Annotated in this window: 17 protein-coding genes; 7 read left to right on the forward strand and 10 right to left on the reverse strand. The window is 60.3% G+C overall.

Annotated features, from left to right (window positions below):
* Window positions 1-37 precede the first annotated feature (37 nt).
* Together cysS and ACEN9A_RS18990 are read right to left on the reverse strand one after the other, a co-directional pair.
* The gene (gene cysS, locus ACEN9A_RS18985) at window positions 38-1420 is read right to left on the reverse strand and encodes a cysteine--tRNA ligase (protein ID WP_258669508.1); all 1383 of its coding nucleotides are present in this window, start codon (window positions 1418-1420) and stop codon (window positions 38-40) included.
* Window positions 1421-1435: 15 nt separating this feature from the next.
* A complete protein-coding gene (locus tag ACEN9A_RS18990) occupies window positions 1436-3136 on the reverse strand; it encodes a glutamine--tRNA ligase/YqeY domain fusion protein (protein WP_258669511.1) in 1701 nt (566 codons plus the stop codon).
* Between the two features lie 262 nt (window positions 3137-3398).
* Here ACEN9A_RS18990 and ACEN9A_RS18995 point away from each other — a divergent pair, with 262 nt between their 5' ends.
* Window positions 3399-3902 (forward strand): peptidylprolyl isomerase, encoded by a 504-nt coding sequence (locus ACEN9A_RS18995; RefSeq protein ID WP_258669514.1) that lies wholly within the window; start codon window positions 3399-3401, stop codon window positions 3900-3902.
* Window positions 3899-4627 (forward strand): UDP-2,3-diacylglucosamine diphosphatase, encoded by a 729-nt coding sequence (lpxH, locus tag ACEN9A_RS19000; RefSeq protein ID WP_258669516.1) that lies wholly within the window; start codon window positions 3899-3901, stop codon window positions 4625-4627. The genes ACEN9A_RS18995 and lpxH overlap by 4 nt, the downstream gene beginning before the upstream one ends.
* Before the next feature lie 127 nt (window positions 4628-4754).
* On the opposite strand, the gene ACEN9A_RS19005 is transcribed toward lpxH, so the two are convergent.
* From ACEN9A_RS19005 to ACEN9A_RS19035, 7 genes are all read right to left on the reverse strand, one after another.
* Complete coding sequence (locus tag ACEN9A_RS19005; protein ID WP_258669536.1) at window positions 4755-6284, reverse strand: DHA2 family efflux MFS transporter permease subunit; 1530 nt, start codon at window positions 6282-6284, stop codon at window positions 4755-4757.
* Window positions 6285-6513: 229 nt separating this feature from the next.
* On the reverse strand, window positions 6514-7710 hold the full coding sequence (locus ACEN9A_RS19010; RefSeq protein ID WP_258669540.1) for an HlyD family secretion protein: 1197 nt from the start codon (window positions 7708-7710) through the stop codon (window positions 6514-6516).
* Window positions 7711-7725: 15 nt separating this feature from the next.
* On the reverse strand, window positions 7726-9195 hold the full coding sequence (locus ACEN9A_RS19015) for an efflux transporter outer membrane subunit (protein WP_258669545.1): 1470 nt from the start codon (window positions 9193-9195) through the stop codon (window positions 7726-7728).
* Entirely contained in the window at window positions 9185-9664 is a 480-nt protein-coding gene (locus ACEN9A_RS19020) for a MarR family winged helix-turn-helix transcriptional regulator (RefSeq protein ID WP_018925477.1), read from the reverse strand. The genes ACEN9A_RS19015 and ACEN9A_RS19020 overlap by 11 nt, the downstream gene beginning before the upstream one ends.
* A 233-nt stretch (window positions 9665-9897) precedes the next feature.
* Complete coding sequence (locus ACEN9A_RS19025; protein WP_258669549.1) at window positions 9898-13572, reverse strand: translocation/assembly module TamB domain-containing protein; 3675 nt, start codon at window positions 13570-13572, stop codon at window positions 9898-9900.
* The gene (locus ACEN9A_RS19030; protein WP_026345727.1) at window positions 13569-15296 is read right to left on the reverse strand and encodes an autotransporter assembly complex protein TamA; all 1728 of its coding nucleotides are present in this window, start codon (window positions 15294-15296) and stop codon (window positions 13569-13571) included. The genes ACEN9A_RS19025 and ACEN9A_RS19030 overlap by 4 nt, the downstream gene beginning before the upstream one ends.
* A 65-nt stretch (window positions 15297-15361) precedes the next feature.
* Window positions 15362-16012 (reverse strand): GNAT family N-acetyltransferase, encoded by a 651-nt coding sequence (locus ACEN9A_RS19035; protein ID WP_018925466.1) that lies wholly within the window; start codon window positions 16010-16012, stop codon window positions 15362-15364.
* A gap of 229 nt (window positions 16013-16241) precedes the next feature.
* On the opposite strand from ACEN9A_RS19035, the gene xthA reads away from it, so the two are divergent.
* The gene (xthA, locus tag ACEN9A_RS19040) at window positions 16242-17054 is read left to right on the forward strand and encodes an exodeoxyribonuclease III (protein ID WP_258669554.1); all 813 of its coding nucleotides are present in this window, start codon (window positions 16242-16244) and stop codon (window positions 17052-17054) included.
* Between the two features lie 153 nt (window positions 17055-17207).
* The gene (locus tag ACEN9A_RS19045; RefSeq protein WP_258669557.1) at window positions 17208-18545 is read left to right on the forward strand and encodes a substrate-binding domain-containing protein; all 1338 of its coding nucleotides are present in this window, start codon (window positions 17208-17210) and stop codon (window positions 18543-18545) included.
* Window positions 18546-18716: 171 nt separating this feature from the next.
* Here ACEN9A_RS19045 and ACEN9A_RS19050 read toward each other — a convergent pair whose 3' ends face one another.
* On the reverse strand, window positions 18717-19946 hold the full coding sequence (locus tag ACEN9A_RS19050) for an acyl-CoA dehydrogenase (RefSeq protein ID WP_008014296.1): 1230 nt from the start codon (window positions 19944-19946) through the stop codon (window positions 18717-18719).
* A 176-nt stretch (window positions 19947-20122) separates the two neighbouring features.
* Here ACEN9A_RS19050 and ACEN9A_RS19055 point away from each other — a divergent pair, with 176 nt between their 5' ends.
* The 3 genes from ACEN9A_RS19055 to ACEN9A_RS19065 all read left to right on the forward strand — a co-directional run bounded on the left by ACEN9A_RS19055 (window position 20123) and on the right by ACEN9A_RS19065 (window position 22523).
* The gene (locus ACEN9A_RS19055) at window positions 20123-21052 is read left to right on the forward strand and encodes a LysR family transcriptional regulator (protein WP_018925462.1); all 930 of its coding nucleotides are present in this window, start codon (window positions 20123-20125) and stop codon (window positions 21050-21052) included.
* A 132-nt stretch (window positions 21053-21184) separates the two neighbouring features.
* Window positions 21185-21583 (forward strand): MerR family transcriptional regulator, encoded by a 399-nt coding sequence (locus ACEN9A_RS19060; protein WP_007904077.1) that lies wholly within the window; start codon window positions 21185-21187, stop codon window positions 21581-21583.
* A gap of 40 nt (window positions 21584-21623) precedes the next feature.
* A complete protein-coding gene (locus tag ACEN9A_RS19065) occupies window positions 21624-22523 on the forward strand; it encodes a hydroxymethylglutaryl-CoA lyase (RefSeq protein WP_018925461.1) in 900 nt (299 codons plus the stop codon).
* The last annotated feature ends 535 nt before the right edge of the window (window positions 22524-23058 follow it).

Below are 23058 nucleotides of genomic sequence, written 5' to 3' on the forward strand. Positions count from 1 at the left end.
GAGCGTGGGAACGATCAATCAGAGCGCGGGACGATCATCAGTCAGCCAGACGCCAGGTCGTGCCGCCCTTGCCGTCTTCCAGCACCACGCCCATGGCGGTGAGCTGGTCGCGGATGCGGTCGGATTCGGCCCAGTCCTTGTTCGCGCGAGCGGTCAATCGCGCCTGGATCAGTGCGTCAACCTCAGCCGCATCAACCCGCCCTTCGGCACCGGCCTGCAGGAAGTCATCGGCCTCAAGCTGCAACACACCCAGCACACTGGCCAGCTCTTTCAAACGCGCCGCCAAACCCGCCGCAGCAGCCAGATCGCTCTCGCGCAGACGGTTGATCTCGCGGACCATCTCGAACAGGACGGCGCAGGCTTCCGGCGTGCCGAAGTCGTCGTTCATCACCTGGGTGAAACGCTCGACGAAGGCTTCGCCACCCGCCGGTGCCACTTTCGGCAAGCCTTTCAACGCATGGTAGAAACGCTCGAGGGCGCCCTTGGCGTCCTTGAGGTTGTCTTCCGAATAGTTGATCGCGCTGCGGTAGTGGCTCGACACCAGCAGGTAACGCACGACTTCCGGGTGGTACTTGTCGAGCACGTCGCGAATGGTGAAGAAGTTGTTCAAGGACTTGGACATCTTCTCGCCATTGATGCGAATCATGCCGCAATGCATCCACGCGTTGGCGTAGGTCTTGCCGGTGGCCGCTTCGCTCTGGGCGATTTCGTTTTCGTGGTGCGGAAACTCGAGGTCGCTGCCGCCGCCATGAATGTCGAAGGTCTCGCCCAGGCAGCAGGTGGACATCACGGAGCATTCGATGTGCCAGCCCGGACGACCGTCGCCCCACGGCGATGGCCAGCTCGGTTCGCCCGGCTTGGCGCCTTTCCACAGCACGAAGTCCAGCGGGTCCTGTTTCGACTCGTCGACTTCGATTCGTGCACCGATACGCAGGTCTTCGATCTTCTTGCGCGACAGCTTGCCGTAGCCCATGAACTTGGCGACGCGGTAGTACACGTCGCCATTGCCCGGTGCGTAGGCGTAGCCCTTGTCGATCAGGGTCTGGATCATCGCGTGCATGCCCGGGATGTGATCCGTGGCACGCGGCTCCATGTCCGGCTTTTTGATGTTCAGGCGCGCTTCATCTTCGTGCATCGCCGCGATCATGCGCTCGGTCAGCGCTTCGAACGACTCGCCGTTCTCGTTGGCCCGATTGATGATCTTGTCGTCGATATCGGTGATGTTGCGCACGTAGGTCAGGTCGTAACCGCTGAACCGCAACCAGCGGGTCACCAGGTCGAACGCGACCATGCTGCGGCCGTGGCCCAGGTGGCAGTAGTCATATACGGTCATCCCGCAGACGTACATGCGCACCTTGTTGCCATCCAGCGGCTTGAAGACTTCTTTGCTCTTGGTGAGCGTGTTGTAGATCGTAAGCACTTTAATTTCCTTGAATCACTGGCCCCACGAATCACGCAGGGTCACGGTACGGTTGAATACCGGAGCGCCCGGTTTCGAGTCCTTGATATCCGCGACGAAGTAACCTTCGCGCTCGAACTGGAAACGGTCTTCCGGCTGTGCGTTGCCCAACGAGGGTTCAGCACGACAACCGGTGAGGACTTGCAGTGAGTCAGGGTTGATGTTGTCCAGGAAACTGGCGCTGTCTTCGGCCTTCTCCGGGTTCGGAGAACGGAACAGACGATCGTACAGACGCACTTCGCACTCGACGCTGGCCGCGGCCGGCACCCAGTGGATCACGCCTTTGACCTTGCGACCTTCAGGGTTCTTGCCCAGGGTTTGCGGGTCGTACGAGCAGCGCAGTTCGACGATGTTGCCATCGGCGTCCTTGATCGCTTCGTCGGCACGGATCACGTAGCTGCCGCGTAGACGCACTTCGCCGTTCGGCTCCAGGCGCTTGTAGCCTTTTGGCGGCTCTTCCATGAAGTCATCGCGGTCGATGTAGATTTCACGGGCGAACGGCAGCTTGCGCACGCCGAGTTCTTCTTTCTGCGGATGACGTGGCAGTTCGAGATTCTCGACTTGGTCTTCCGGGTAGTTGGTGATCACGACTTTCAACGGACGCAGCACGCACATGGCGCGCGGGGCATTCGCGTCCAGGTCCTGACGGATGCTGAACTCGAGCATGCCGAAGTCGACCACGCCATCGGAACGGTTGGTGCCGATCATGTCGCAGAAGTTGCGGATCGACGCCGGGGTGTAGCCGCGGCGGCGGAAGCCCGACAGCGTGGACATGCGCGGATCGTCCCAGCCGTTGACGTGTTTCTCGTCCACAAGCTGCTTGAGCTTGCGCTTGCTGGTGATGGTGTAGTTCAGATTCAGACGGCTGAACTCGTACTGACGCGGGTGCGCCGGTACTGGCAGGCTGTCGAGGAACCAGTCGTACAGCGGACGATGGCTTTCGAACTCCAGGGTGCAGATCGAGTGGGTGATGCCTTCGATGGCGTCCGACTGACCGTGGGTGAAGTCATAGTTCGGGTAAATGCACCACTTGTCACCGGTCTGGTGGTGATGGGCATGACGAATGCGGTACATGATCGGGTCGCGCAGGTTCATGTTCGGCGAGGCCATGTCGATCTTGGCCCGCAGCACGCGTGCGCCGTCCTTGAATTCGCCGGCCTTCATGCGGGCGAACAGGTCGAGGTTTTCTTCAACCGAGCGGTCGCGGAACGGGCTGTTCTTGCCCGGCTCGGTCAGAGTGCCGCGATATTCCTTGGCCTGTTCAGGGGTCAGGTCGTCGACGTAGGCCTTGCCGGCCTTGATCAGCTCTACCGCCCAGTCGTGCAACTGGTCGAAATACTGCGAGGCATAGCGCACTTCACCGGACCATTCGAAGCCCAGCCATTTGACGTCGCTTTCGATCGCGTCGATGTATTCCTGGTCTTCCTTGGCCGGGTTAGTGTCGTCGAAACGCAGGTGCGTGACGCCGCCGAACTCCTGGGCCAGGCCGAAGTTCACGCAAATCGACTTGGCGTGACCGATGTGCAGGTAGCCATTGGGCTCAGGCGGGAAACGAGTAACGATCTGCGTGTGCTTACCCGAGTCCAGGTCCGCCTGGATGATCGGGCGCAGGAAATTGACCGGCACGGCAGGGCCGGTCTTGGAATTCGAGGTAGGGTCGACAGTGGGCTTGCTCATAGGATCCTTGAACGTACAAGTGCGCGGCCAGTTGGCCAAATCAAAGCGGCTGTTATAAATCAAAGGGGCTTATCATAGCCGATGCTGTCAAGTGGCTGACAGAGCAGGCCGGCAATCGGTTGCATTTAATCGGCCGGCGATGAAAAACAGCCTCGAAATTCACGCCCGGCACGCTAAACTGCGCACCTTGGCCGACACTGGCCGGACCGGTTGAGGGCCAAAGCGCCCTGAAACCCACGAATTTCTATAAAGAGTACTGATCATGACTCAAGTCAAACTGTCTACCAACTTCGGCGACATCGTCCTGGAACTGAACGCTGAAAAGGCACCGCTGACCGTTGCCAACTTCATCGAATACGTCAAGGCCGGTCACTACGAAAACACCGTTTTCCACCGCGTCATCGGTAACTTCATGATCCAGGGCGGCGGTTTCGAGCCAGGCATGAAAGAAAAGAAAGACAAGCGCCCAAGCATCCAGAACGAAGCCGACAACGGCCTGCCGAACGTGAAGTACAGCGTGGCCATGGCCCGCACCATGGAGCCGCATTCGGCTTCCGCCCAGTTCTTCATCAACGTGGCTGACAACAGCTTCCTGAACCACAGCGCCAAGACCGTTCAGGGTTGGGGCTACGCCGTATTCGCCAAAGTAGTTGAAGGCACCGACGTCGTCGACAAGATCAAAGGCGTGGCCACCACCTCCAAGGCCGGTCACCAGGACGTACCTGCAGACGACGTGATCATCGAGAAAGCCGAGATCATTGAGTGATACTGCTGATTTCAGACTTGCATCTGGAAGAGGAGCGCCCGGACATTACCCGGGCGTTTCTGGATTTGCTCGCTGGACGCGCCCGCTCGGCGAGTGCGCTGTACATTCTGGGCGACTTTTTCGAGGCGTGGATTGGCGACGATGCCATGACAGCCTTCCAGCGTTCCATCTGCCAAGCCCTGCGGAACTTAAGCGACAGCGGCACGGCCATTTTCCTGATGCACGGCAATCGCGACTTCATGCTCGGCAAGGCCTTCTGCAAAGCAGCCGGCTGTACCTTGCTCAAAGATCCGAGTGTCGTGCAGTTTTACGGCGAGCCGGTGCTGTTAATGCACGGCGACAGCCTCTGCACCCGCGACGTCGGTTATATGAAGCTGCGACGCTATCTGCGCAACCCGATCACCCTGTTCATCCTGCGCCATCTGCCCTTGGGCACCCGGCATAAACTGGCGCGCAAGCTGCGCAGCGAAAGCCGTGCGCAGACGCGGATGAAGGCCAATGACATTGTCGATGTCACGCCGGAAGAGATTCCGCGGATCATGCAGCAATATGGTGTGAAAACCTTGATCCACGGCCACACCCATCGCCCCGCCATCCACAAGTTGCAGATTGGCGCGCAGGCGGCCAAGCGTATTGTGTTGGGGGATTGGGACCGTCAAGGCTGGGCGTTGCAGGTGGATGAGCAAGGGTTTGCGTTGGCGCCGTTTGATTACGTTACGCCATAAAAACCTAAGATCAAAAGATCGCAGCCTCGTTTCACTCGACAGCTCCTACATTGACCACGTTAGGCAATGCACCTGTAGGAGCTGTCGAGCGGAGCGAGGCTGCGATCTTTTAACAGGCGCCACCAAATCAATGCCCTGCCGAAGCCGGCCCCGCCTTCGCCGCAAACGGCGGTTTCGCCAGCCACACCAGCAGAATCAACCCCATGAACGCCCACCCCAGCAACGTGAAGTAATCCATGGTGGAGAGCATGTACGCCTGACTGGTCAGCACATGATCCAGCTGCGCGTAGGCCGGGTTGCCCGCCCCGCCCAGCGTGTTCAACGCCTCCCGGGTCGCCGGCTCATAGGTGGTGATGCTTTCACTCAGATACGCATGGTGCTGATCGGCCCGGCGAATCCAGATCCAGGTGGTCAACGACGCCGCAAAACTACCGCCCAGGGTCCGCAGGAAGGTCGCCAGCCCCGCACCGTCGGCAATCTGGCTCGGCGGCAGGTCCGACATCAAAATGCTCAAGGTCGGCATGAAGAACAGCGCCACGCCGATACCCATGAACAGCTGTACCAGAGCGATGTGCTGGAAGTCCACTTCGTTGGTAAACCCGGCGCGCATGAAACAACTCAAACCGATGCACAGGAACGCGCCACCGGCCAGCAGTCGCAGGTCGAACCGGTGCGCATACTTGCCGACAAACGGCGACAACACCACCGGCAGAATACCGATCGGCGCCACCGCCAATCCGGCCCAGGTTGCGGTGTAGCCCATCTGGGTTTGCAGCCATTGCGGCAGGATCAGGTTGATGCCGAAGAACCCGGCGTAACCACCCACCAGCACAATGGTGCCGATGCGGAAGTTGCGGTAGGCGAACAGCCGCAGGTTGACCACCGGGTGTTTGTCGGTCATTTCCCAGATCACGAACACCGCCAGCGCAATCACCGAAATAGCCGCGCCGATGATGATGAAATTCGACTCGAACCAGTCCAGGTCATTGCCCTTGTCGAGGATCACCTGCAACGCGCCGACGCCAATGATCAAGGTGATCAGACCCACGTAATCCATCGGCTGGTAACTGGTCTCCACCGGACGCGCCTTGAGCTGCTGGCGCACCACCATCACGGCGAAAACCCCGATCGGCACGTTGATAAAGAAGATCCACGGCCAGCTGTAGCTGTCGGTGATCCAGCCGCCGAGGATGGGGCCGGCAATCGGCGCCACTACCGTGACCATCGCCAGCAACGCCAGGGCCATGCCGCGCCTCGCGGGCGGATAGACCGCGATCAACAGCGTCTGGGTCATCGGGTACAACGGCCCGGCCACCAGGCCTTGCAGCACCCGAAAGCCAATCAGCTCCGGCATTGAGGTCGAGATACCGCACAGAAACGACGCCAGTACGAACAGCATCGTCGCCCACAGAAACAGTTTCACCTCACCAAAGCGCCGGCTGAGCCAACCGGTCAGCGGCAGCGCGATGGCGTTGCTCACGGCAAACGAGGTGATTACCCAGGTGCCCTGCTCCGAACTCACGCCCAGGTTGCCGGAAATCGTCGGCAAGGCCACGTTGGCGATGGTGGTGTCGAGCACCTGCATGAACGTCGCCAGCGACAGGCCGATGGTGCTGAGCACCAGGCTGGGCGGCGAGAAAGAGGCGTTATGGCTCATCGCGAATCCTTTGGAGCTGAATTTTTTGGAGCGGGATTGGCACAGCGCCTGTTACTGACGCAGCTGACCTTGTGGGAGCAAGCTTTTGTGGCGAGGGAGCTTGCTCCCGTTGGGTCGCGAAGCGGCCCTAGAAGATGGGACTGCTGCGCAGTCCAACGGGGCGATGCGGCGTTCCGACAAGCCCCCTCGCCACAAAAGCTCGCTCCCACAGGGTCGGTGTGATGGCGAATCAGCGGTGCGCGGTTTTGCTGACCGCGGCGCTGTTGTCGTGGATCAACTGGGTGATCATCGCATCGGCTTCGGCCAACTGACGGTCGTAGATGCCGGTGCTGAATGAAGCCTTTTGCGGCGGCTGTTGCGCCAGCACCGGACCGCTCTGGTCACGCAGGTTGACATCAACCTGAGTCGACAGGCCGACCCGCAACGGGTGCTTGGCCAGCTCTTCGGCGTTGATATGAATCCGCACCGGCACCCGCTGCACGATCTTGATCCAGTTACCGGTGGCGTTCTGCGCCGGCAGCAAGGCAAACGCGCTGCCGGTCCCGGCGCCGAGACTGTCGATGGTGCCGCTGTATTTGACGTTGCTACCGTAGAGATCGGCTTCAATGTCCACCGGCTGACCGATGCGCATGTCACGCAGTTGGGTTTCCTTGAAGTTCGCATCAATCCACAGCTGATCCAGCGGTATCACCGCCATCAGCGCGGTGCCCGGCTGGACACGCTGACCGAGTTGCACGGTACGTTTGGCGACATAACCGGTGACCGGCGCGATCAAGGTGCTGCGGGCATTGTTCAGGTACGCCTGACGCACTTGCGCAGCGGCGGCCATCACGTCCGGGTGCGACGACACCACGGTGTCATCGACCAGCGCGCTGGTGGTCTTGAGCTGTTGTTGGGCGTTGGCCAGGGCGTTCTGCGCCGAGGTCAAGTCATCACGGGCGTGGGACAGTTCTTCCTGGGAAATCGCCCCGCCGGCGGCGAGGTTTTTCCGCCGATTGAAGTTCTCCTGAGCCTTTTGCACTTCGGCCTGCTGCGCATTGACCTGGGCTTTCATGCCGTCGACGTTACTGTACAAACCGCGCACCTGGCGCACAGTGCGGGCCAGGTTGGCCTGAGCGCTTTGCAGACCGACTTCGGCGTCGTTCGGGTCGAAGTTGATCAGCACCTGGCCTTCGTGGACCAGATCGCCGTCGTCGGCGCCGATGCTGACCACGGTGCCGGTAACCAGCGGAGTGATTTCCACCACGTTGCCGTTCACGTAGGCGTCGTCGGTGCTTTCGCTCCAGCGACCGAAGAATTGGTGATAACCCCAGACGCTGGCTCCGGCGAGGATCACCAGGATCGTCAGGACAAACAGCATCACTTTGCGCTTGCGCGGGTTGTTCGTGCCTTGAGTGTCGTCAGGGGTTGTATCTGCAGTGGCCATGACAAGTACCTTGAATTAGTTGTGCTGCGTGGCTGGGGATGCGTTGGCGGCGGTCAGGGTTTCGCCCTGAAATCCGCCACCCAGCGCTTGCATCAGTTGGATCGACAGGTCGATCTGCTCGGCATTCAGGTTGGCCAGCTGACGCTGGGCCTGGAGCAATTGCTGCTCGATGCTGAGCACATCGAGGTAGTTGCCGATGCCGGAACCGTAGCGCTGAACCACGGTGTTGTAAGAATCCCGGGCGATGTCGGTGGCGTGTTGCTGGGCACCGATTTGCCGGCCGATATCGTGCAACTGGTTGATGGTGTCGCTGACATCGCCTAAAGCTTTCACCAGGCTTTTGTTGTACTGCGCCACCGCGAGGTCGTAATCGGCGTCGCGGGAATCGAGGTCGGCACGCAGGCGGCCGCCGTCGAAAATCGGCACCGAGATCGTCGGCGCGATGTTGAAGAAGCGACTGGCGGAACCGAACATCGCATCCCCCAGCAACGACTCGACACCGGCCGCCGCGCTCAGGTTGAGGTTGGGGTAGAACCGGGTCTTGCTCGCCGCGATGTTTTTGCTCGCGGCTTCAACCCGCCAGCGTGCCGCCACCAGGTCCGGGCGACGACCGAGCAATTCCGCTGGCAACACCGATGGCAACGCGACGGCGCTGGCCTGAAGGACTTTCGGCCGGGCGATTGCGTTACCGCGATCCGGACCTTTGCCCAACAGCACCGCCAAGGCGATTTTCGCGCTTTGCAGGCGTTTCTCGGCGTCGATCAGGCTGGCTTCGGCGCTGGCTTCAAGGCTTTCGGTTTGCTGGAACTGGTACTGACTGTCGATCCCCGAGCTCAGGCGACGCTGGCTGAGGTCGAGCATTTGTTTGGTGCGCTTGAGGTCTTCGCTGGCCAGGTCATGGATGATGTGCGCCTGCCCCAGATCGCTGTAGGCACGGGCGACGTCGGCGGACAAGGTCAGTTGCGCGGCCTGCTGATCGACCTCGGCGGCGCGAGCCTGGCCCAACGCGGCTTCCCAGGCATCGCGCTGGCCGCCCCAGAGATCGAAGGTGTAATTGAAGCTGGCGCCGAGATTACGCACGGTGGAGTAAGTGCCACCCTGCCCGCTCGGGTCTTTGTCGCGGGCCAGACGCGAACGGCTGACACCGGCGTTGGCATCGAGGGTGGGCATCCGCGCAGCATCGGCGGCATAGGCGGCAGCACTGGCCTGGTGAGCGCGGGCGTCGGCGATTTGCATGTCGGGGCTGTCGTGCAGGGCTTCGCGGATCAGGCCGTCGAGCTGCGGGTCGCCGAGGCTTTTCCACCAGTCGCTTTTCGGCCATGCGGCGGGTGTCAGGGTCACGCCATTGAGCGACTGCCCGGCCTTGAGGTTCTTCGCATCGAGGCTGACGCCTTCGGTGCTCAGGCCACTGTAACTGGCGCAACCGGCGACGCTCATGGCCAACAACACCAGGCTCAGTCCGGTACGCAGGCGTTTACTGTTCATTGCCACCTACCCGCAGCAAGGTGATCGAGTCACCCGCCGCTACCAGGATTTTCTTCAGGATGTGTTCCAGGGCTTTCAATTCTTCCGGGGTGATGGCACCGGCCAGTTCATTCATGGCATCGGCGCCGATTTCCGGCAGACGGTCAGTCAACTGTTGACCTTGTTCGGTCAGCACCAGTTGCACCTGACGGCGGTCTGCCTCGGAGCGTTGGCGGGCGAGGAAACCTTTCTGTTCCAGACGATCTAGCATGCGGGTCATCGAACCACTGTCCAGCGACAGGTGGCGGCACAGCTCGGCCGGGGTATCGACACCGAACTGGGCCATGATGATCAGCACTTTGAACTGCGCGGCGGTGATGCCGTGGGGTTCCATGTGCGTGTCGATGATCCGGTCCTTGAGCAGCGCGGCGCGGCCGAGCAAGAGGCCAAGATGGCAATTATGGAAATCGTATGAGGAGAAATGTTTCATCTGACCACCAATTAGCTGCCTAGGCAGTGAATGTATGTCGAGATATTACTGCTTAGGCAGCCAATGTCAACGCAATAGTTAGGATGCTTTGTATTTGACTGATAAATGGTGGGACTGAAAGCAAAAAGATCGCAGCCTTCGGCAGCTCCTACGGGATCGCGTACACCCTTGAATATGGTGAGAACGCTTCTGTAGGAGCTGCCGAAGGCTGCGATCTTTTGATCTTGGGGGAGTTAGAAATCCCGCTTGTAGAAGATGTCCAGCGAACTGGCCACGCCGCTGGCGGCTTCGAGGTAGACCTTTTTGCTCAGCTTGTAACGCAAGGCGATGGTGTTGGCCGGTTCGAACACGCCTACGCCATAACGCAGGCTGAGCTTCTCGGAGATGTTGCCGCTGGCGACCACACTGGTGGTGTTGCCGCTGCCTTGGGTATCGAGCTGGAAGTCCTGAATGCCCAGATCCTTGGCCAAACCGCTGGTGACCCCGGAGCTGCCCATCAAACCCAAACCGAGGGCGGCCTGGGCGAGCATGTTGTTGTCTTCACCGGTGGTACTCAGCGGACGCCCCAGCACCAGGTAGGACAATGCCTGCTCCTGACTCATCGCCGGCTCGGAAAAGATCTGCGTGGTCGGCTGTTCGGCACTGCCGCTCAAGCGAATGCCGGCAATCACGTCGTCGGTCTGGCGAATCGCCTCGATGTCCAGGTACGGCTGATCGATGGGACCGGCAAACAGCAAGCGGGCCCGGCGCACCGTCAGGCGCTGGCCGTAGGCGCGATAACGCCCGTCGTTGAGCCAGAGTTCGCCGCGTGCGTCCATGTTGTCGCCAATGTGCACATGACCTTGCAGGTTGGCGGTCAGGCCAAACCCGGCAAAACTCAGTTTTTCCTCACCGACCACCACGTCGATGTCCATCGCCATGGCCATCGGCGGCTTGCCCTCTTCGGTCTGCTGACCGACGATCACCGTGTCGTCGGAGACCTTGACCGTCGACGGCGGCAGTTCGCGCACGGTGATTTCGCCCTTGGGCACCAGCACCTTGCCGACGATCGCCAGTTTGTCGTCCTTCATGGAGATCTTCAGGTCCGGCGCGACTTCCAGCTTGGCATAAGGCTCGACCGTGACCGGCAATTGCGAACCTTTGAGCGCCAGATCCACCACCAGCGCCTGGCCCCAGGCAATGTTGCCGTTAAGGCTGCCCTGCCCGGTCTTGCCGCTTTTCCAGCCGCCGCTCAACTGAACGGTTTCGCCGACAATCACGGCTTGAAGTTGCAAGGCTTCCAAATCCATCGGTAATTCAGAGCCGGATATTTCACCGTCGCGCAGCTCAAGGTTGCCGTTGACCAGCGGCGCCAGCAACCCGCCAGACAACGTGCCGCTGCCGTTCAAATGCCCGGTGAGTTTCTCGACCATCGGCACAAACGGCCGCGCCACCGACAAATCCAGGCCATTGAGGCGGAATGAGCCGGTCAGCGGTTTGTTCTTCGGCAACGGGTTGATCTGCGCCTGGAGCATCAGCTCACCAAGCTTGCCACCGACAAAGCTGAGGTCGGTGTCGATGCGTTTTGGCGTGAGTTTGCTGGTGAGTTTCAGGGTCTGGTAGGGGAAATCCAGCCACTGATCCTTTTCCTTCATGCGCAACGTGCCGCCGCTGGCATCGACGCTGATCTGGCCGTTCGGGCCGCTGGCCGGCAAGTCCAGTTGCAGGTCGGCGTTGAGCCGGCCCTGCCAGGCAAAATCCTTCGGCAGCCATTGCGCCAGGCTGTCGATCGGGAACTGCTTGAGGTGGTAACGCAGCTTTGGCTCGGGCATCAAGCGCTGGTCTTCGCCACACAGGCTGGCCGGGCCGGACATCCAGCAATGGGCGCCGAAGTTGATTTTACCGTCCGCCAGTCGTTCAAGCTTTGCCGGGGTCTGCAGCTTCCAGTCCTGACCACCGGCCTGGATATCGCCACTGGCCAGACGCCCGCGCCAGTTACCTTTATCCAACGCGCCGTCGAGACCGAGCGCCAGTTTCAGCTTCGGCCCTTGCAGGTCGAGGGTCAGTTTCTGGTTTTTGATGTCGCCCTGGCCGCTGGCGGTCAAGGTGCCCAGTGACGTGTCGCCAGTCTGGATGCCGCTGCCCTTGAGGTCGATCTTCGCCCGTTGGGCGCTGTCGAGGGTGGCGTCGAGATTGAGGCTTTGCAGGCGGTTGTCTTCGAAGACCAGTTGCGTGCCTTGCAGGTCGAGTTTGCCTTGCGGTGCCTTGAGCGTGCCGGCGACATTGACCCGACCATTGAGCTGGCCGCGCAGTTGCGGCCAGAGTTGGGCCAGACGCGGCATTTTGATGTCGATCTGGCCGGCGAGTTTCTGTTGCAGGCTGCCTTGGCCATTGATGCTGTTGTCACCCAGGCGAACCTGCAATGCGCTGAGGTTCCATTGCTCGCCGCCGCCATCGGCCTTGGCTTGCAACACCGCCGGCTGCCCGCGCAGTTTGCCTTTCAGGTCCAGGTCGGCGGTCAGGCTGAGCCTGTCGTTTTTCATCTCGCCTTTGCTGCGCAACGGGCCGGCCAAGGTGCCCGGCAATTCCGCGAGCCAGTACGCCGGGTTGATCGCCGAGAGATCCAGCGCGGTATCCCAGGCGATGCCGTCGGCAAATTGCAGGCTCAGGTGCCCTTCGGCCTTGCCCTGCCCGGCTTCGAGCTTGAATTGCGGTAGATGAATTTGGCTCAGGTCGCCGCTGAACGGGCTGTTCAGGCTGAACGCCCCGGCCGGACCATCCAGTGCGGCCTTGAAGTTACCTATGTAATTGCCGTCGGTGTAGGAGACTTCACCGTTGAAGCTGCGCAGTGCCACTTGCGGCTCGTCGATCAGCGGATAGAGGCGGTGCCAAGGGAAATCCAGCCAGTCGATTTTCGCTTCGGCACTGAAGCCTTTGCTCCAGTCCAATTGCCCGGTGAGCTTGAGGCTTTGTTTGTCGCTGGCCGTCAGGTCGAGAGCGGCGATCTGCGCGCCCTTGGCGTCGACCTTGCCTTGCAGCAACAACGCGACCGGGCCTTGTTCGGCGGGCAACGTGGCTTTGCCCAGCAACTGGTAGCCGTTTTTCAGGTCGCCGTCGCCGGTGAGTTCCAGTTGATTGAGTTGCAGGGTGTCCGGTAGATCGGCGCTGGCCTTGAAGCCGTCAGCGGTGATGCGCACTTTTGCCGGCAGGTTTTCCACCAGCGGCTGCAATTCGCCAGTCAACTGCCCGTTCAGGTAACCGCTGCTGTCGGCTTTCAGGTTCAGGGTTTTCAGCAGGTCACCGTCGACCTTCAAAGCCAGGGCCCAGGGCTCGGTGCCGGGTGCCGGCAAGGTCAGTTTGCCTTCGGCGGTCAGCGGCCAGTTGCCGCTCGGTTGCAACAGGCCGGACAGGTTCAGGCTCAGTTCATCCCGCTGCAAGTGCACCGAGTCGATCTGCAAACCCTTTTCGGTCCAGTGCGCCGCCAGTTGCAGGCCTTTGAGCTCTTCGCTGCCATTGAACAGCAGACGGCCGACCTTGACGTCACCCAACTTGATGGCCAGCGGCAATTTCAAATCCGGAAGGCTGATCGGCCCGCTGCTTTGCTCTTCTGCGCCGGGCGGGAATTGCAGGCTGACCTGCTCGGCCTGCAACTGCTCGATGCACAGCGTCATGCGCGTCAGGCACAGCGGCGACCAGGCGAAAATCGCCTGGTTCAGCTCAACCCGGCTGTTGTCCTGCTGCCACAGCAGATGGTCGGCGCTCCACTGTCCACCCAAACGGCCCTGGAAATTCTCCACGGTCAAACCCGGCACCAACCCGAGCGCCCAGCGACTGCCCGTCGCCGTACCCAGCACGATGATCAAGGCCAGCACGACCAGCATCAGCAGCGCCGGGATCGCCAGCAGCGCTATTTTCAAACCACGCTTCACAGCTCAGGCCCCATGGAAAAGTGCAGTCGAATGCCGCCGTCGTCGTCCATCGCGTGGGCCAGATCGAGGCGAATCGGCCCCACCGGCGAAACCCAGCGTAAGCCAATACCGACGCCGGTCTTCAGGTTCGGCAATTCAAGGGTGTTGAAGGAGTTGCCCTGGTCGATGAAGGTTGCGACCCGCCACTTTTCGGCGATGGAGTATTGATATTCGACGCTGCCGGCCACCATGTAGCGGCCACCGATACGGTCGCCCTCGGAGTTCTCCGGGGACAGGCTCTGGTAGTCGTAACCGCGTACGCTCTGATCGCCACCGGCGAAGAAGCGCAGAGACGGCGGCACCGACTTGTAACCGTTGGTGGCGCTGCCGCCGACCTGCACCCGACCGAGGAAGCGGTGTTTATCGAAGACCGTGGTCAGGCCTTTGACCAGTGCCGTGCCGTAGATAAGGTTGGTGTCCGAACCCAATCCTTCCTTGGCCACCTTGGTTTCGAATTGCAGGCGATAGCCGTTGTGCGGGTCGATGCGGTTGTCGCTTTTCAGGTACGAATAGCTCACGCCGGGCATCAGCAAGGTGCTGAGCCCCGAGTCGTCACCGAGTGTGTATTCCTCGCGTTGCCATTTAAGCGACACCACCCGCTGCCAGCCGCTGGGCAACTTGCTGTGCCATTCGGGGCCGAGGGTCAGCAATTTGCTGCGGGAGTCGGTGCCAGCGATATCTTCATATTGATAGCCAGCGGCCCAGCGCAGTTTGTCGGTCAGCGGTGGGTCCAGGGGAATGTCGTAAAACACCCCGACGTTCTGCCGCGGTGCTGATAGTTCGGCTTCCCAGCCATAGCTGTCGCCTTGCGGGTTGACCCAGTGCCGGGTCCAGTTGGCCTTGATTCGCGGGCCGACGTCGGTGGAAAACCCCAGGCCCAAGCCCATGGTCCGAGGCTTGCGAGTGTCGAGCTTGACCGCCACCGGGATCACGTCGTCCTTGGACGCGGTGGGCGCTGCGTCGACGCGCACGCCTTCGAAATAACCGCTCGATTGCAGCGCCTGATTGAGCTCGGCGATCAGTTCGGAGTCATAGGGCGTACCGGCCTTGAACGGCACCATGCGTTGCAGCAGGTCTTCGTCGAACGGCGTGTCGCCTTCAAAACTGACTTTGCCCAGCGCATAACGCGGCCCGCTGTCGTAGATCAATTCGATGTCGGCGACGCCCGCGCGCGGGTCCACCAACAGCTTCTGGCGGGTGAAGCGCCCACTGAAGAAGCCGAAGCGCGAGGCCTGGTTCTGGATCATCCGCTTGGCGTCTTCATAATGACCATGATTCAGCGCTGCGCCGGGTTTCAGCAGGTCGCTCTTAGGCACACGAAAGGATTTAAGCGAGGCGGCAGGACCGTCGACACGTATCGTGACGTTACGCAAATGGATTGGCTCGCCGGGATCGATGTTCAGCACCAGGCGCGGCGTCTTGCCGCCCTTCACGTCGCTGTCGATTTGCGGCTGGTAATACCCCAAGGCCTGGGCGGCCTTGCGCGCCTGTTCTTCGGCGCCGCGACTGAAGCGCAGCAAGGCTTCTTCATCGCGATCGCCGAGGCTACCGATATAGCCCTCTATATTGGCCTTCAGTTCATCGTTGGACGGTTTGATCCGCACATCCAATTCACTTTGCGCCAGCGCCGCGCAGCTGGATAACAGCATCAACAGGCCGCTGGTCATTCTTCCTGGAACATTCATAGGCGCGGATGCTATCACGAGCTTGGGAGCCTGATAGAGCCGGACTTGTCCCAAAAGTTCGGCGATTACGCTGTTGCTGTTTGTAACACCTGCGGGTTGGCGTGGAAAAACACGTGCTCACGAATCGGTCCTACGGCCACTTCGCCGATTTCCTCATAGCCCTGACGCTTATAGAACTCCAGATAGCGAGGATTCCCGGTGTCGAGGATCACGCCTTGGGAGTGCTCATCGACCGCGCACCAGTTGTGCACCGCTTGCAGCAACTGTTCGCCAAAGTGCTTGCCCTGGAATTGCGGGTGAACCCCCAGCAATGGCAGGACGTGCACCGAGTCGGACGGCACGCACGCCATCACGGCGGCGTGGTAATCGAGGTAGCGTCGGGTACAGCGAAACCCGGTGCTGAGCACCATCCGCAGGCGCCAGGCCCAGCTTTCGGTGATGCCCAGGCGGCGTTGCGGCGGCGCGATCAGGGCGATGCCGATCAAGCGGTCATTCACCAGCAGGCCGATGGCCGGTAAATCCTGCAGAAAGTGCTGTTTGATCAGTTCGCGCACCGTCGCCCGGACCCGCTGCTCATAACCGGGGCGTTCGGCTTCGAACAGATAGCCGAACGTCGGCTCGTGCCGGTACGCCTGGTACAACAGGGAACGCGCTTCGCGGGAATAGCCGCTGTCGAGCATGTGAATATCGGCGATGGCGGTCGAGGTTTCGGGCATAACGGCGGATCTCCCTGGGGCACAGCTCAGATGGCTGCGCTCTTCTTGGTACGAGCCTTGGGGTGGCTTCACAGTTCCCCAGACAGGTATAGACCAAGCGAGGAGCTTCATCGACTGGGTTTGCCCGCGCCAACACATCTCTGACAGGACACAACGAATCCCCTCACCCCAAAGCTGGCCCCATTCCTACATGTCAGCTAGCATCGCACTTTTGCCAGGACTGCCGACCATGAAGATCGTCTCCTTCAACATCAACGGGCTGCGCGCTCGCCCGCATCAGCTGGCGGCGCTGATTGAGAAACATCAACCAGACGTGATCGGATTGCAGGAAACCAAGGTCCATGACGACCAGTTCCCCCTGGCCGAGGTTCAGGCGCTGGGTTATCACGTGCATTTCCATGGGCAAAAAGGCCACTACGGCGTCGCCCTGCTGTCGCGTCAGGAGCCGATTGCGCTGCACAAAGGTTTCGCCACCGACGAAGAAGACGCCCAGCGGCGCTTCATCTGGGGCACGTTCGCCGACGCCAATGGTGTGCCAGTGACCATCATGAACGGCTATTTCCCACAGGGCGAAAGCCGCGATCACCCCACCAAGTTCCCGGCCAAGGAACGTTTCTACAGCGATTTGCAACAATTGCTGGAAAGCCAGTTCAGCAACGACCAGCCGATCGTGGTGATGGGCGATGTGAACATTTCCCCGGAAGACTGCGACATCGGCATTGGCCCGGACAACATGAAACGCTGGCTGAAAACCGGCAAATGCAGCTTCCTGCCCGAAGAACGCGAATGGATGGCCCGCCTGAAGAACTGGGGTCTGGTGGACAGTTTCCGTCACCTGAACCCGGACGTTGCCGACCGTTTCAGCTGGTTCGACTACCGCAGCCGCGGTTTTGAAGATGAGCCCAAGCGCGGGCTGCGGATTGACCTGATCATGGCATCCAACGGGTTGTTGCCTCGGGTCAAGGACGCGGGCGTGGATTACGAACTGCGCGCAATGGAAAAGCCTTCCGATCACGCGCCGATCTGGCTTGAGTTGAGCTAAGAGCAAAAGATCGCAGCCTGCGGCAGCTCCTACATGGGCTCGGCATACATCCTGTAGGAGCTGCCGCAGGCTGCGATCTTTTGATCTGTCATCGTTCAGAAACCTTACTGACTTATTCTCCCGGCACTTTCTTTGGCTTATTAAGGTGCCGGCATGACCCTGCGCGTGTTGTTCCTGCTGCTCGGCGCCGTGCTGCCGTTGACGGTGTCGGCCGGCGATTTGCCGACACCCGAACACGGCCCGGTGCTGCGCATCCAGGGTTCCAACACCATTGGCGCGGCGTTGGGGCCGGCGCTGGTCGAGGGGCTGATGCATGAGCAGGGTCTGTTCAAGGTGCACCGCGAAGCCCCGGACAAAGCCAACGAACAACGCATCGTCGGCGAAACCGCTCAGGGCCGTCGAGTCGAGGTGGAAGTCGCGGCCCACGGTTCCAGCACCGGATTCAAAGCCCTGAAAATCGCCTCCGCCGATCTTGCGGCCTCGTCACGGCCGATCAAGGACAGCGAACGACTGGATCTCGAACCGCTGGGCGACCTGAAAAGCCCGGTTGCCGAACAAGTCATCGCCATCGACGGGCTGGCCATCATCCTTCATCCGCACAATCCGCTGAAGCAGCTCAACACCGAGCAACTGGCACGAATTTTCAGCGGCGAAACGAAAACCTGGGAAGAACTCGGCGGCAGCGGTGGGACAATTCATCTTTACGCGCGGGATGACCAATCAGGCACCTACGACACGTTCAAGGAGTTGGTCCTCAGCCTGCATGGGAAAATGCTGAGCGGCAACGCGAAACGCTTCGAATCCAGTGAGCAATTGTCCGACGCGGTGAGTCTGGACCCGCAAGCCATCGGCTTCATCGGTTTGCCTTATGTGCGCCAGGCCAAGGCCGTGGCCATTGTCGATGGCGACTCCCAGGCCATGCTGCCGCTCAATAGCCTGATCGCGACGGAAGATTACCCGCTGTCCCGTCGGCTGTTCTTTTACCTGCCGCCGAACGGGAAAAATCCCTGGGCCAAGGCGCTGGTGAAGTTCGCCCAGAGCAGCAATGGCCAGGCGATTGTTGCGGCCAATGGTTTTATCGCGCAAACCGTTCAGGCCATGGCCGTCACACCGAATGCGCTGATGCCCGAGGGTTATCAGGCACTCAGTCGGCATGCCCAGCGGCTGACGGTGAATTTTCGTTTCGAAGAAGGCAGCGCGACGCTGGACAACAAAGCCCGCCAGGACCTGTCGCGGGTGCTCGACTATATAAAGCAGCACGACAAAACCAATCGGCAGGTGACGTTGGTAGGGTTTGGCGATGCCAAGAGCGACCCCGCACGGGCCGACCTGCTGTCGAAACTGCGGGCCATGGCGGTGCGGCGAGAACTGGTGAAAAGCGGTGTGGTGTTTCGCGAGATTCGCGGTTTTGGCGCCGAGATGCCGGTGGCGGCCAACAGCGGGGATGAAGGGCGGATCAAGAATCGGCGGGTTGAGGTTTGGGTGCATTGAAGTAAGCACCAAACATTGTGGCTTGGGGGGCTTACTGTGGCGAGGGGGCTTGCCCCCGTTGGACCGCGAAGCGGGCCTCAAACCGGCCACCGCATTTTTCCTGGAAAGACGCGGTGTACAATTTACGACTGCTGCGCAGCCGAACGGGGGCAAGCCCCCTCGCCACAGGACTCAGTGCCCGCTGCGCATCATTTCCTTAGGTACGTACTTGCCAATCTCGAACTTGCCAATCGCCGCGCGGTGCACTTCGTCCGGGCCGTCGGCCAGGCGCAGGGTGCGTTGCATGGCATACATGTAGGCCAGCGGGAAATCGTTGGACACCCCTGCCCCGCCATGGATCTGGATCGCCCGGTCGATCACCCGCAATGCCACGTTCGGTGCAACCACTTTGATCTGTGCGATCTCGCTCTTCGCCACTTTGTTGCCGACGGTGTCCATCATGTACGCCGCTTTCAACGTCAGCAGTCGCGCCATGTCGATCTCCATCCGCGAATCGGCGATTTTGTCGATGTTGCCGCCCAAACGCGCCAGAGGTTTACCGAACGCGGTGCGGTTGACCGCCCGTTTGCACATCAGCTCCAGCGCGCGTTCAGCCATGCCGATCGAACGCATGCAGTGGTGAATTCGGCCCGGGCCGAGGCGACCTTGGGCGATTTCGAAGCCGCGTCCTTCGCCCAACAGGACGTTTTCGTACGGCACCCGGACATTTTCGAACAGCACTTCGGCGTGTCCGTGAGGCGCGTCGTCATAACCGAACACTGGTAGCGGACGCACAATCTTCACGCCGGGCGTATCCACCGGCACCAGAATCATTGAGTGCTGCGCATGGCGCGGGGCATCCGGATTGCTCAGGCCCATGAAGATCAGGATCTTGCAGCGCGGATCGCAGGCCCCTGAAGTCCACCATTTCTTGCCATTGATCACCCACTCATCGCCGTCACGCACCGCACGGGCGGCCATGTTGGTGGCGTCGGACGAGGCCACGTCAGGTTCGGTCATGGCGAACGCCGAGCGGATCTCGCCGCGCAACAGTGGTTCGAGCCAGCGCTGCTTCTGCTCTTCGTTGGCGTAACGCACCAGCACTTCCATGTTGCCGGTGTCGGGCGCCGAGCAGTTGAACGGCTCAGGGCCCAGCAACGAGCGGCCCATGATTTCCGCCAATGGCGCGTATTCGAGGTTGGTCAGGCCGGCACCCAGTTCGGACTCAGGCAGAAACAAATTCCACAGGCCTTCAGCCTTGGCCTTGAGTTTGAGCTCCTCCATGATTGCCGTCGGCTGCCAGCGATCGCCCTCGGCGACCTGGCGTTCGAACACCGCTTCGGCGGGGTAAACGTAGGTGTCCATGAACGCAGTCACGCGCTCACGCAGTTCCTGGACCTTGGGCGAATAAGCGAAATCCATGGCAGCTCTACCTTTTTATCTGGGGTTCAGAGGAGTTGTTCAGGTCATGCAATCGATGCTAGAACAGCTACGAAAATTTACCTAACCTATTCTCGGCGTGTATTAACATTCATCACCGATATATGATCGGCTGATTGCCAAGGCCAAAACCGCCCCTACAACAAGAGAGCCGCGTAATGAATCTGAGCAAGGTCGACCTCAACCTTTTCATCGTCTTCGACGCGATCTACACCGAAGCCAACCTGACCCGCGCCGGGCAGATTGTCGGCATTACGCAACCGGCGGTGTCAAACGCTCTGGCCCGCCTGCGCGAAACCTTCAACGACCCGCTTTTCGTGCGCACCGCCCAGGGCATGGTGCCGACGCCGATGGCGCAGAACATCATCGGCCCCGTGCGTAACGCCCTCTCCCTGCTGCGGGTGTCGGTGCAGGAAAGCCGCATCTTCAACCCGTTGCAGGCGGTCAAGACCTACCGCATCAGCATGACCGACCTCACCGAAGCGGTGATCCTGCCGCCGTTGTTCCAGCGCCTGCGACGCTTGGCGCCAACGGTGATCATCGAAAGTTTCCTGTCCAAACGCCGCGAGACCACCAAGGAACTGGCGGCCGGACGTCTGGATTTCGCAGTGGATGCGCCGCTCAACACCGATCCGCAGGTGCGTCACGTCAAGTTGATGGAAGACCGTTATGTGTGCGCCATGCGCAAGGGCCATCCGCTGGCGGGCAAAGAGAAATTCACCCTCGACGATTACCTGTCCCTGACCCACATCCATATCTCCAGCCGCCGCAGCGGCCTGGGCTATGTCGACCTGGCCCTGGGCAAAATGGGCATCCAGCGCAAGATCGCCCTGCGCTCCCAGCATTACCTGATGGCGTCCCAGGTGTTACAGCAGACCGACATGGTCATGACCGTGCCGGAACGCTTCGCTCGTCGCCATGATTTGTACTCGGTGAACCTGCCGGTCAAAGAAGTTCCGCCGGTGGAAACCCACCTCTACTGGCACGAAAGCACCGACCAGGACCCGGCCAACCGCTGGATGCGCGAGCAGATGATCGAGTTGTGCCAGCAGGTCACGGCGCACGAGAAGAAGCTGGATACGGTGTAGGACGTTACCGTGTCATTGTTCTTCGCGGGCAAGCCCGCGAAGACGCCGGTGATACCAACGAAGATCCATGCCCCTTGACGTAAACGTCAACCTGACATTAGCTTAGCGCCATGACCTTTTTCGAGCGCTTCCATGAGCAGCCAGACCTATAGCATTTCCGACCTCGCCCGCGAACTCGACATCACCACCCGGGCCATTCGCTTCTATGAAGAGCAAGGCCTGCTCAGCCCCGAACGTCGCGGTCAGGAACGCATTTATTCGCCCCGTGACAAGGTCAGCCTGAAGCTGATCCTGCGGGGCAAGCGCATTGGTTTTTCCCTGGCCGAATGCCGCGAGCTGATCGAGCTCTATGACCCCTCCAGCGGTAACACCAAGCAATTGCACAGCATGCTGGCGAAAATTGCCGAACGTCGGGAACAACTCGAGCAGCAACTGCTGGACATCGAACAGATGAAGCTGGAACTCGACACGGCCGAAGAGCGCTGCACCCAGGCGCTGGAGCAAACGATCAAGAGCCAGCAGCTCGTGTAGGAGCTGTGAACATTCATACAATCTCAACAGGTCGATTCCCATGTCCCTCCCCACCCACGTACGCCTGGTCGAAGTCGGCCCCCGTGACGGTCTGCAAAACGAAGCCCAACCCATCAGCGTCGCGGACAAGGTGCAATTGGTCGATGCGCTCACCGCCGCTGGCCTCGGCTATATAGAAGTCGGCAGTTTCGTCTCGCCCAAATGGGTGCCGCAAATGGCCGGTTCCGCCGAGGTCTTCGCACAGATCCAGCGCAAGCCTGGCGTGACTTACGGCGCCCTCGCCCCCAACCTGCGGGGCTTTGAAGACGCTATCGCCGCCGGGGTCAAGGAAGTCGCCGTGTTCGCCGCAGCGTCCGAAGCGTTCTCCCAGCGCAATATCAATTGCTCGATCAGCGAAAGCCTGGAGCGCTTCGTGCCGATCATGGACGCGGCCAAACAACACGGCGTCAGCGTGCGCGGTTACGTGTCCTGTGTGCTGGGCTGCCCCTATGAAGGTGACGTCAAGCCTGCGCAAGTCGCCCGAGTCGCTCGCGAGCTCTATGCGATGGGCTGCTACGAGGTTTCGCTGGGAGACACCATCGGCACCGGCACCGCTGGCGCGACCCGCAAGATGTTTGAAGTGGTTTCGGCCGATGTGCCACGGGAAAAACTGGCCGGGCACTTCCACGACACCTATGGCCAGGCCATGGCCAATATCTACGCCAGCCTGCTGGAAGGCATTTCGGTATTCGACAGTTCCATCGCCGGCCTTGGCGGCTGCCCGTACGCCAAGGGCGCCAGCGGTAACGTCGCCACCGAAGACGTGGTTTACCTGCTCAACGGCCTGGGCATCGAGACCGGGATCGACCTGGACGCCTTGATTCGCGCCGGCCAGCAGATTTGCGCGGTGCTGGGGCGCCCTACCGGTTCTCGCGTGGCCAAGGCTCGCAGCGCACAGTGACAATGTGGATGTGTCCGGGTGTTACCGCGTGTTCTGGAACGTGGGGCGGAAACGAGTAACACGGAAACAAATTGTCAGGTTTGGTACGGATGAAAAAATCTCACAAAATTCAAATCATTGATTTTAAAGGACTTTTCAAAGTTGGCACGGCTTCTGCTATCTCTATGGCATAACAAGAATAAAAAGCTGCAAACCAATAAAAATAAGACGTAACGACTCTGACATAACAAGAACAACACGGCAGAGACGCAGCTAACAGATTTTTTTGGAGAAGGTGTGCTTTTCAGGGTGCTTTTCGGAGTAACCCGCAACCGGGCAGAGAACAATAAAACTACCTTCAGGTAGCTCCCGAACTGGTTGGATCGCTTGGCGAAAAAGTAGATCAGCGCTCAAAAAAATACGTTTGCTCTTGATCCCGGATGGGGATCGACAAAAACAGCGGTAAAGGGCCACGGTTGCCAAAAACAACAACAGACCGCCCCTCAATAATAAAAAAAGAGCACGTAACGACAAAATTAAAGGGGAGCTTCGGCTC

The sequence above is a fragment of the Pseudomonas sp. Pseusp18 genome, assembly GCF_059506005.1.

Coding starts and splice junctions, on each gene's coding strand:
- ACEN9A_RS18990 (WP_258669511.1), bottom strand. CDS start 3,136: ATGAGCAAGCCCACTGTCGACCCTACCTCGAATTCCAAGACCGGCCCT.
- ACEN9A_RS18995 (WP_258669514.1), top strand. CDS start 3,399: ATGACTCAAGTCAAACTGTCTACCAACTTCGGCGACATCGTCCTGGAA.
- ACEN9A_RS19005 (WP_258669536.1), bottom strand. CDS start 6,284: ATGAGCCATAACGCCTCTTTCTCGCCGCCCAGCCTGGTGCTCAGCACC.
- ACEN9A_RS19010 (WP_258669540.1), bottom strand. CDS start 7,710: ATGGCCACTGCAGATACAACCCCTGACGACACTCAAGGCACGAACAAC.
- ACEN9A_RS19015 (WP_258669545.1), bottom strand. CDS start 9,195: ATGAACAGTAAACGCCTGCGTACCGGACTGAGCCTGGTGTTGTTGGCC.
- ACEN9A_RS19020 (WP_018925477.1), bottom strand. CDS start 9,664: ATGAAACATTTCTCCTCATACGATTTCCATAATTGCCATCTTGGCCTC.
- ACEN9A_RS19030 (WP_026345727.1), bottom strand. CDS start 15,296: ATGAATGTTCCAGGAAGAATGACCAGCGGCCTGTTGATGCTGTTATCC.
- ACEN9A_RS19035 (WP_018925466.1), bottom strand. CDS start 16,012: ATGCCCGAAACCTCGACCGCCATCGCCGATATTCACATGCTCGACAGC.
- xthA (WP_258669554.1), top strand. CDS start 16,242: ATGAAGATCGTCTCCTTCAACATCAACGGGCTGCGCGCTCGCCCGCAT.
- ACEN9A_RS19045 (WP_258669557.1), top strand. CDS start 17,208: ATGACCCTGCGCGTGTTGTTCCTGCTGCTCGGCGCCGTGCTGCCGTTG.
- ACEN9A_RS19050 (WP_008014296.1), bottom strand. CDS start 19,946: ATGGATTTCGCTTATTCGCCCAAGGTCCAGGAACTGCGTGAGCGCGTG.
- ACEN9A_RS19055 (WP_018925462.1), top strand. CDS start 20,123: ATGAATCTGAGCAAGGTCGACCTCAACCTTTTCATCGTCTTCGACGCG.
- ACEN9A_RS19060 (WP_007904077.1), top strand. CDS start 21,185: ATGAGCAGCCAGACCTATAGCATTTCCGACCTCGCCCGCGAACTCGAC.
- ACEN9A_RS19065 (WP_018925461.1), top strand. CDS start 21,624: ATGTCCCTCCCCACCCACGTACGCCTGGTCGAAGTCGGCCCCCGTGAC.